The organism is Gordonibacter pamelaeae 7-10-1-b (assembly GCF_000210055.1).
Classification (GTDB): domain Bacteria; phylum Actinomycetota; class Coriobacteriia; order Coriobacteriales; family Eggerthellaceae; genus Gordonibacter; species Gordonibacter pamelaeae.
The window spans coordinates 2832627-2842213 of the sequence record NC_021021.1; the positions used below are offsets into that span (position 1 = coordinate 2832627).

A 9587-nucleotide genomic window follows, 5' to 3' on the forward strand; every position below is an offset into this window, starting at 1 on the left:
TCGTATAACTTCGTATAATGTATGCTTTTANACGAAGTTATTACGAGGCCCATCTCGGAGCGTTTCGCGTACACGGCCGAAAGCGAGCGGCCGGTCTCGGCCGCGATCTGCTTCGGCGATGCGGCGTAGTCTCGCAGCCGGCCGATCTCTTCCGCCGTCCACCTGGTCCGGCAGATGCCTCGGCGCGAGCGCGCCGCCCTTACGGCCATCTCGGTCCGCCCCGTCGCGGCGGCCACATCCGCGGCGGCAAGCGACCTGTCGGCGAGCAATTCGAGCTCGGCGTCCGTCCAATGGCGATATCCCGCGGCGTCAACCATCGCAGCCCCCATCCTCGTGTAGCAAAGTCTCGAGACTCATACCCATTGGGGGCCCGGCTATTTCAGCGCTTCCCGTCCGGGAAGCGCTTTTCTATCGGCTCGCGGCACGGCGGTCTTCCCGTTCGGGAAACACCGTGGTGCCGCCCTAGCGGTACGGGTAGCATCGTCGGAGAAGCACCTATCCGCCATCTGCCTCCTGGAGCTGATCTGTATGGCTAAGCATGAACATGATTTCCGCGACGGCTTCGACGTCTGCGTGGGCAACTACGGGTATTACAACGAGGGCGAGCTTCACGATACCTGGATGCACCTGCCGATGGATCCCGATAAGATCGAGCCCTGGCTGCGTGGCCACGGGCTCGTCGACGCGAACCACGAGGAGACCTATATCTCCGACTACGATGGGCTGCCGTTCCGCTGCCCCCAGGTGTTCGATGAGTACACCCAGCTCGACAAGCTGAACGTCCTCGCGATGCAGCTTACGCTCCTTCCCGAAGGGGACTTGGCGCATGTCCAAGCCGCTATCGATTACGGCGAGACCCTGGACCACCTCGACGAGCTCATGAACCTCGTGGCGCAGGTAGACGAGCTGCCCGTATTCGACTACCTCTATGACGATATGTATGTCGAAGACCAGTGGCATAAGACCTGCCTCGAGCGCTCGACGCCGCAGGAGAACTATGCGTACACTGTCCTCAACGACGATTCCGAGTTCTGGAACATCATGAACCGAGAAGACGGCGAACTCCTCTCCTGCTTCGACTTCAACCGCTTCGGCGAGATCGCCGTGAACAACGGCTATGTCGACCTGTGCGAGACCTGCTATGTCGACAAGCGCGCCGACTGGCCGGCGCTCGACGAGTACTCGTTCGAGGAGATCAGGGACGAAACCGTGGCCGAGTGGCGCGCGCACATCGCCGAGGGCGTCGTCGAGAAACCCGTCACGCCGACCGACCTCGCCCGCTCCGCCAGCGCCGCGGCGGCGACGAGCGCCGTCATCGCGGCGTCCGCAAACCAGACGGCGCCGAAGCTGTAGGGAGGACCGCGGCCATGATGTTCAGGGATATCAACCAGTCCTCCACGATGGCGCGCTCGGCCTACCCCGACGGCAACGGCGAGCTCACCGACTTCAACCTGTTCGCGACCAAGTACGACGCCGGCAAGCCCTCCATCGCCACCGACGGCCTGCCCTCCGAGCTCTCCTATCAGGTCAGGACCGCCATCCGCCGCGCGGTGGACGAGCTCGGAATCAACGTTCCGGAGGCCGCCGTCGTGCTGAAGTACCCGATCCACTTCTACTACTCGGACGCGAGCGCGGAACTCACCGGGGTGCTCGCCCTGCCCGGCGCGGTGGCGATCCTCGCGCTCGACGGGTTCGTCCCCAAAGAACAGCTCGCCGCGCCCGTCATCGGCGACATCTCGAGGCTGCGCGAGACGGTGGACGAGCTGCGCCGCCGCGGCGGACTCGAGCCGCTTCCCGTTCGGGAAACCATCTATACGCACACCGTACCCGAGGGTACAGTCGTGGCAAATCAACGCCCCGCCGCATACCGTGCGACGGGCAGGAAGAAAGGTACCGCCATGGACCAGGAAAAGTACGACAACGAGGTCAGCATCAAGTTCCCCGCGAAGTGGTGCCGTGTCACCGACGCGCAGGGCAAGGACATCGTGATCGAGAACGGCAAGAAGACTGAGACCTGGCCTGCCGTCCTCTGCACCATCCCGACTGGTACGGACATGAACGGCATCGACATCTCCGGCTACAAGTTCAAGACTTTCCGCAAGCCCTGGACCGAGTCCGATATCGCCAACGGCAAGGGCACCACGGTCACCGTCAAGAAGGACATGCCCGTCCATCTGTTCAAGTACGACGAGAACGACCAGCTCAAGACCCTCGATGCCGACCCGTTCGAGCTGTCCAAGGCCGTCAAGGCCGCGCGCGAGGCCTACAAGGCCAAGATGAACGCCGAGGCGCCCAACCCGCAGTCCCAGGCCGCCGCAGCAGTCGCCGCCGCCCACGGCACCGCCGAGCAGGGCAGCGACGTCGCGCAGGCCGCCAAGCTCTAGCCCGCGCCCGCGGCCTCCACAACCCGTACCAGAAGGGCGCCCGCGCACCGTACCGCGGGCGCCCTTCCCTGTCTTTGGATGTGATGGAATATGAAAAGCTACATCGAACCGCTTAACGCCGCGGATGCGCTGGACGTGCTCGACCTCTACGGGATCGATACGCCCGGCGCCTTCTTCTCGAGCGAGCATGAGGGCTGCGTCGAGGTCGAGCTGTCCGGCCACACGGCCCTCCTCGAAACGCCGGAGAGCGTCGCGATGCTGTTCGGGCATGATGCCGCGACGGCGCTCTGCCAGCACTCGAACTTTCGCAGGGACGCGGCCGAGATCATGAGCCGGGCGCTCGACCTCGACGATTTCCTCTACAACGTCTACAGCGGCACCGCCTTCATCCCGGACAAGGCGTCGGACGGCGAGTTCTTCGGGTTCCATGTCGCCCATATCCCCCTCTCGGCCATCCTCGAGGACGATATCGACCCGCTCTCGCCGGATGCCTGCGACTACGGCCTCGATTCCATCAGCGAGACCACCGAGGACGCCGCGGTCGGATATTTCGACCCTGCCGGTGCGGTCGATGATGAAAAGTTCCTCACCTCGGCCGATTGGGCGCTGTGCGATATCGAGTCCAGCGTCCTCACGGCGTTCGGAGCCGGATGCAGCCCCGAACTGGCAGGGTGGACGCTCGGCAACGCCGAGAGCGTCGCCGAGACGTGCGCCTCGCTCGGGGTCGATATAGCCACGGACCTGGCGCCCGACAACCCCGCGCGCGTCGCCGCGGCCGCCAAGGCGGCCACGAAGGCAACAACCCACGGGGTGGCCGCCGCGGCCGGTAACCGGCTGTGACCGGTTTTCCCGGGCCCGCGCCGAGGCGGGCCCGCACGACTATAGATCCCGACCCATTGGAGCGACCATGAGCACCTATAAAGAGCAGGATATCGAGAACCTGCTGGCACACCTGCGCGAGGGCATCGCATCCGATTCCGTCCTGGCACTCGCCGACGATATCCGCGTCGACTGCGAGGGCGCCGGGGACGGCGAGTCGGTCTGGATGCACCCGGTACTTCCCGGGGCGCGCTACGGCAAGGACGACAAAGTCATCTACGACCCGTTCGATACGCTGCCGGGGCGGTCCCTGAAATCCTCGGGCGGGCTGCCCATGGTCGAGTTCTACCTCCACCGCGGCGACGACCGCCCCGATGCGACGCGCAACGTCAAGGACATGGAGCCCGCGCCCTACCTCATCGGCCGCTACTACATGAAAACGCTGCTCGCCGACCACCTGGGCCGCGGCATCCTGCTCCAGGACATGCCGCGCCTGGCCCTCTCGGCCGATACCGTGGCCGATGTGCAAGACGCCCTCGCGAAGGCCGTGAGGGCATACGCCGCCGCATGCGACTTCGAGATCGACGGCGCCGACGCGGATATCGCGCGGTGCCTCGCGCAGGGCGGCGGACGCGCCGCCGGCGCCAAGGTCTCGGCGGTCTACGTGCCCGTGGGCGACCTGCCGCGAGAGACGACGGTCTTTCCCGACATGGCCCGCGCGGCGGCCTCCATCGGCCTCGAGGATCCCGAAACCGAGACCCTGGCGGAGTACGGGGGCGTCACCGTGTCGCTGGTCCGCGCCGCCGATGCGGAGGGCAGCGAGCTCAAGCCGAACCGGGCGTGGGCGCGCGGCGGGGCGACCGAAATCGTCCGCGGCGGCTTCCTCGTCATCGCGACCGACGGGGACGGCGAGGTCGTCGACCTTCCCAAGTGGGCGATCGAGAGCGCCAAGACGCGCTTCGCCGACCCCTCAACGGGCCCGTTCCAGGCGTCCGCCGAGTTCATGAGGGAAGTTCGGCGCGGCCTCGGCGAGCAGATCGAGCAGGCGGGACGAACGCCTTCCGACATCGCCGCGCTGGCATCGCAGCTCGCCGCGAAGCCGGGAGACGACGGCGGCGCGGGCGGTAAACGCATCTGAAAAAAAATCGGACCAGACGCGGCGGCTATGTATAGATTCGCGTTTGCGCGGGTATCAATTTTGAAATCAGGCCGCAGCCGGCTATCCAATCGTCACCCAAACGCATCGCCGCGGCCTGGTGCGCGGGAGGCAGAGACGGCGAAAATCCGAATCGTGCATCCGGGTTTCGCCCGTCCCGCCGTCCTTTTCGTCGAAGGGGGCGCCTGCCGCCGGCATATGCTGGATCGGGCGCCATATGGGAGAAAATCAGGACATCGGCAGGGGGAACAGAATGCACCGGGGCTCCGATAGCGAACGGCACGACAGGACCGAGATGCAGCGGCAGCGCGACCGCGACTACGCCAAGGAGCTGTGCGCTTCGCGCCTGGCGTTCACGCTGTCGAGGACCGGCACGTCGAAAGAGGACTACTGCCGCGCCGTGGGCATCTCGAGCTCGACGCTCTCGCGCATCCTCAACAGGCAGACGCTCATGTCGACGTTGACCCTGATCGAGACCGCGAGGTATTTCGAGGACACGAGCGTGTCCTGGTTCCTGGGACTGTAGGAGGACAAATGAACCTAATCGATTTGGTCAAGCACTCAAATATCGAACCGCATGAGCTGAGGCGCATCGCGCTGGCCGCCATCCTGACCGCGCTGCCGCCCGCCATCTTCCAGCTGCAGAGCGCCGCATCGGTCATCCTATCCTGCCCGACAGACTACTACTCCCCAGCGTCGGCAGCGTGGTTTCTGACCAGGGGCTGCCTGGGCGCCGTGTGGGTCCCGGTCGTCCTGCTCATCGCCGCCGGCATCGCCTGCAAGGTACGGAGCCGCGCCCTCGACCTCGGCATCGCCGCGGTCCTTTTCGCCCTCACGGTCCGCAGCGCCATCCGCCTGGACCCGTATTCCATCGGCTACCTCGCCACCGCTTTCACCTGTTTCGCCGTCTCCGGCCTCAAGGAGGAGTAGATCGCTGTGAACACCTCGCCAGAAACAAATATGGTCCCGGTACGGGACGGGGAAAGCGAGAAGACGGGGCTGCTCGAGCTTCCGATCTCCCGTCGAGGAGCCTTCGCCGCGCTCGCCTGCGCGGCGGGACTGGCCCTGCTCGGACCCGCCCGGGAAGCGGAAGCGCTCGCGGGCATGAACTTCAACCTCGGCCAGGGCTGGTTCGGAGCTGCCAATGACTCGCTGCTCGTCCATTTGGACCCTCGTCAGGGCGAGGGGGACATGTTCTTCGGCTTCGCGAACAGCTACCATGAATGGCTCTGCGCCGCCCCCGCCAACACCAGCTACTATATTAATCATTACGGACAATGGCTGAGGTACGCCTTCGCCTGCGTCTTCGAGTGCAATTACGCCAACGAGCTCTACACCCTCGTAGTCGTCAGGCCGTTCGCATGGTGCTCCAGCAAGGACCCGCAGCACGGCAACGGCCTTTGGACCGATACCATCTCCGAGGGCGGCGACAACAAGGGGTACGTCTACCTCGACGGCGCCGAGTTCGCCGATTCCCGTTTCGCCGGCGACTTCAGGAACCAGATCGGCTACAAGTACTACGACTGGATCTCCTACGGCTTCTACGACTTCAACGACTTCCAGGGGAGCACGTACTGGGGATCGACCCGCCCGTCCTTCTGGGTCAAGAGGCAGAAGGGCGAGGCGCGCCACAGCGTGTCCAGCAAGCTGCAGGTCTACAACGTGGACTACAATCACTTCGGGATGCACGAGAACATCATCAAGGAAAACGACGCCCCGAACTACTGGTTCCTGAGCCAGACCACCCCTTCCCGCGATTTCAGGGTCGATAAGATCTACATCCGCAACGACGTCACGCTCTACGGTGGCATCTTCTACATCAGGCCCGTCTCCGCGCCGGACATCCAGCTCGACTTGGTGCAGGGCACATACAGCGGCGGTAAACCCAAAGCCATGTACGATAACGGACGCGGCGTGTGCCTCTACGAGAACTATCGCGGCGTCAATCAGACCTGGATGCTCAAACCCTATACCAGCGACGGCGTAGACACCTTCACGTTCGCTATCGCCAACATGGTCGGCCCGAACCTGACGCACACGCTGAACAACAGCGGCCATGCGGCGCCCGTGGTCGACCACGGAGTCGTCCAGAACAGCCATGCCGATATCTGGGACATCAACAACTCCGACGGCCGGAGCAAGGCATGGTGGATCCACCACGAGCCCGACGACTCGAACGAGACCGACCATTCCTGCTACTTCATCACCTCGGATGCCGACGGCCTGCGCCTCGACACCAACGGGGTCACGTCGAATTCCGTCGCAAACGTATCCGTCCAGTCCGCAGCATGCCCCGGGCGCTGGGCCATCCAGAAGAATGCCCAGTGGAACCTCGTCGAGGCCCGCATCGAGGGCAAGGTCTCGGTCCATTGCGACGAGGACGCGCTCAAGATCGGCGACAAGGCGAAGATCTGCGGATGGCATAACGCAGATCCGGACGACCCGGATGTCGGAATCAAGCCCTCCGGCTGGGCCCTGGGATGCAAGAACGAATCGGACCTGCCGGTCAGGCCGATCTTCAGGCTCTATATGTCCGACATCGACGACGACCTCCCCGAGGACAACGCCTCCATCTTCGCCCAGTGCGGCGTGGCCACTTGGGGGTGGCAGCAGGAATCGCTCGCGCACCGACATATCGGCTACCCACATGGCGGCAACTCTATCTACGGACTCGGCCTCAGGCTCGAGGGTTCCGCGTTCCCCGGATCGATCCACTACGCCGCGCAGCGCTACAGCGGGGGCGAGTGGGTCGAGGGATCCGACGGCGCGCGCATCCTCGACACGGAGTCGGATATCCTCGGAAGGGTGAAGGTCTGGCTCACGGGAGAGATAGCGGACCACTACGACCTCGAGATCAGGACCAAGCTGCTCAACGGGAGCGGCGAGTGGTCCGACCCGGTCTATGTCAACTGTTCCGCCTCGGCGCCGCTCGACGTCAACACCGCGCCCGCAGCCGGCATCGAGCCGGACGGCGCCGACGGGAACAAGATCTGCGGCATGAACATCCACCTCGTGCGCAAGCCGCAGGGCGGTCGCGTCGTCAGAGAGTTCTCCGACAGCGAAAACCTGGCTGCCGACGCCTCCTGGGGGCCGGGGCTTCTCTACGCCGCCGCGATGCTCGGCATCCGCACCGTCGGCAAGACAGACCGCTACGTATGGACCGACCGCTATCTGGGCACGCTCGTCTCCCGCGGCGTGCGAGTCGTCACGACGTGCGTCGAGTACTATGCCGACGGCATCGAGCAGAAGGACATGGTGTACCGCGACCTCGACGTCGAGGGCGGCGATATCTACAACCCCGCCGACATCGCGACGCAGAAGGCCCTGAAGGACACCTGCAACCTCGACGAGCAATACGGGCAGAACCCCTCGACGGGGTTCTCGAGCTGGTTCCTCGATCCCGAGCTCACCCAGCCCGCCGCGAATGTCACCATCGTCAAGGACCAGACGCTCAAGCTCTACGGCCGCAACCGCTGCACCGTGCGCGTCGAGTACGCCGAGGGATCGCTCAAGCCCGAGGACGCCGGCATCTACCGCACCGCGCCGCTCATGGACAAACCCGATGCGCGCCCCTCCTTCGAGCTCCCCGATTTCTCCCTGTCCACGGAGAAGCACAGGCTCGACGGCCTGGCGCTCGCGGCCATCGGCGACGACGGGCAGGGGCACAAGGCGCTCTACTGGGGCGAGAGCGTCACTCCGGTTAAACCCGGCGAGGTATTCGCCAAGCTCGCAGACGACACCTGGCGCAGGTACGTGCCGGAATGTTGGCTGACCTCGGCTAACGGCACCGAGAAGGTAACCTCCGTCACCGCGAAGCGCGACGTCACGCTCTACATCAAATGGTCCGAGGCGAAGGCCGAGGGCGTCGCGAGCAGCAAGGGCTGAGCGCAGACCGTTCCGTACGGACCGGACCCGTACACGACGGGAACACATTTCCGCCAATGACGTGATTAGCGTATATCGCCAAGGGGTATAGTCAAAGCAACGCCGTCACTCCTTCCGATAAACTATGTCACGGCGATCCGGTCGACCCACCATCCGATCCAGTCGACCCCATATGCAATGGCGGACTCCCCAATATGCCGCCATTCCCCCATCGGCGGCCGGCCCTCACCGGCCGCCATCCTTTTGCCGATATCACGACCGCGGCATTCCGCCTTTTCGGTGCCCCGTTCCCACTTTTGGGAGCGGGGTTCTTCTTTTCGCCGCGGCGGCGTATGCTCCCGGTCGAATATCTACCCCTTGGAGCCATCTTGAAAGCAACCATTCAGGCCGACCGCACACGCCTCGCCATATCCGCCCTATGCGCCCTCCTCATCGCGGGCCCGATTCTCGCCCGCACCCTTGCTGGAACGGGAACGCTCGACTCCGACGTCTGGTTCCTCCTCGCGACCGGCCGCGAGATCGTCCGCAACGGCATACCCTACATCAACCCGTTCTCCATCTGGCCCGGCCAGGGCATGGTCGCGCAGCAGTGGCTCCATGACGTCTGGCTCTGGGCGTGGTATACGAGCGGCGGCTATACCGCAGCGGCCGTGTCCGCCTGCGTGCCCGCCGGGCTCCTCTTCTGGCAGCTGTCCCGCCTCATGCTCGACGCCGCCGACGGGAAGCTCTCGCCAGCGGCCCTGGCCTTCTGCCTTGCGGTGCCGTCGGTGTGCATCTGCATGTACATATCGGTCCGCCCGACGATCTGGACCGCGCTGCTGTGCACGCTCACGGCCAGGATTCTGCTCAGATACCTCAAGGACGGCGGGCGGTGGGCGCTGTTGCGGCTACCCGCCATCGCCGTCGCCGGCGTCAACCTCCAGGCGGCCCAATGGCCTCTTCTCGCCGCGTGCGCCGCGGCGTTCGCCCTGCCCTACCCGCATGAGCTCGCCAATCCCGCAGCACGCCGCGCGTGGTCCGCGCGGGCGATGCCCATCTGCGCCGCCGTGGCGGCCATGTGCGCGGCCTCGCTGCTCAACCCATACGGCGCCGACGGGTCCCTCTATGTCCTGAAATCGCTCGGCGAGGCCTCCTATGGCAGCGCCATCGTCGAGATGCAGCCCCTATGGGTCCCGCTCGGCCCCCTTTTCGCCGTCCCCGTCGCGGCGATGGCGATGGGGCCGATCGCGCTGTGCCGGCGAAGCGGGGCGAAAGTCCCGGCCGGCGCCGTGGCAATGCTTCTCGCCGGTATCGCCGCGGGAATCCTGCACTCGCGCTGCATGTGGATCGCCGGCCTGTCCTGC

At 65.1% G+C, this 9587-nt stretch carries 8 protein-coding genes; all 8 read left to right on the forward strand.

Features of this window, described 5'->3' with window-relative positions; translation table 11 throughout:
* Positions 1-528: 528 nt before the first annotated feature.
* On the forward strand, positions 529-1353 hold the full coding sequence (locus tag GPA_RS13090; protein WP_015540164.1) for an antirestriction protein ArdA: 825 nt from the start codon (positions 529-531) through the stop codon (positions 1351-1353).
* A gap of 14 nt (positions 1354-1367) precedes the next feature.
* Entirely contained in the window at positions 1368-2384 is a 1017-nt protein-coding gene (locus GPA_RS13095; RefSeq protein WP_015540165.1) for a hypothetical protein, read from the forward strand.
* Positions 2385-2474: 90 nt separating this feature from the next.
* The gene (locus GPA_RS13100; protein ID WP_015540166.1) at positions 2475-3224 is read left to right on the forward strand and encodes a hypothetical protein; all 750 of its coding nucleotides are present in this window, start codon (positions 2475-2477) and stop codon (positions 3222-3224) included.
* A gap of 67 nt (positions 3225-3291) precedes the next feature.
* Positions 3292-4341 carry a hypothetical protein gene (locus GPA_RS13105; RefSeq protein WP_015540167.1) on the forward strand — a complete coding sequence of 350 codons (1050 nt, stop codon included), beginning with the start codon at positions 3292-3294 and terminating at the stop codon, positions 4339-4341.
* Between the two features lie 235 nt (positions 4342-4576).
* Positions 4577-4885, forward strand: a complete 309-nt coding sequence (locus GPA_RS13110; protein WP_231847650.1) for a DNA-binding protein — start codon at positions 4577-4579, stop codon at positions 4883-4885.
* A gap of 8 nt (positions 4886-4893) precedes the next feature.
* On the forward strand, positions 4894-5289 hold the full coding sequence (locus GPA_RS13115; protein WP_015540169.1) for a hypothetical protein: 396 nt from the start codon (positions 4894-4896) through the stop codon (positions 5287-5289).
* 6 nt (positions 5290-5295) lie between these two features.
* Positions 5296-8244 carry a hypothetical protein gene (locus tag GPA_RS13120; protein ID WP_156791051.1) on the forward strand — a complete coding sequence of 983 codons (2949 nt, stop codon included), beginning with the start codon at positions 5296-5298 and terminating at the stop codon, positions 8242-8244.
* Between the two features lie 368 nt (positions 8245-8612).
* Positions 8613-9587: hypothetical protein (locus GPA_RS19395; protein WP_167536672.1), on the forward strand; the 975-nt coding region annotated here is incomplete at its 3' end.

What these genes read in the sequence shown, in the direction of transcription:
- GPA_RS13090 (WP_015540164.1), top strand. Translation starts at nt 529, where the DNA reads ATGGCTAAGCATGAACATGATTTCCGCGACGGCTTCGACGTCTGCGTG.
- GPA_RS13095 (WP_015540165.1), top strand. Translation starts at nt 1,368, where the DNA reads ATGATGTTCAGGGATATCAACCAGTCCTCCACGATGGCGCGCTCGGCC.
- GPA_RS13100 (WP_015540166.1), top strand. Translation starts at nt 2,475, where the DNA reads ATGAAAAGCTACATCGAACCGCTTAACGCCGCGGATGCGCTGGACGTG.
- GPA_RS13105 (WP_015540167.1), top strand. Translation starts at nt 3,292, where the DNA reads ATGAGCACCTATAAAGAGCAGGATATCGAGAACCTGCTGGCACACCTG.
- GPA_RS13110 (WP_231847650.1), top strand. Translation starts at nt 4,577, where the DNA reads ATGGGAGAAAATCAGGACATCGGCAGGGGGAACAGAATGCACCGGGGC.
- GPA_RS13115 (WP_015540169.1), top strand. Translation starts at nt 4,894, where the DNA reads ATGAACCTAATCGATTTGGTCAAGCACTCAAATATCGAACCGCATGAG.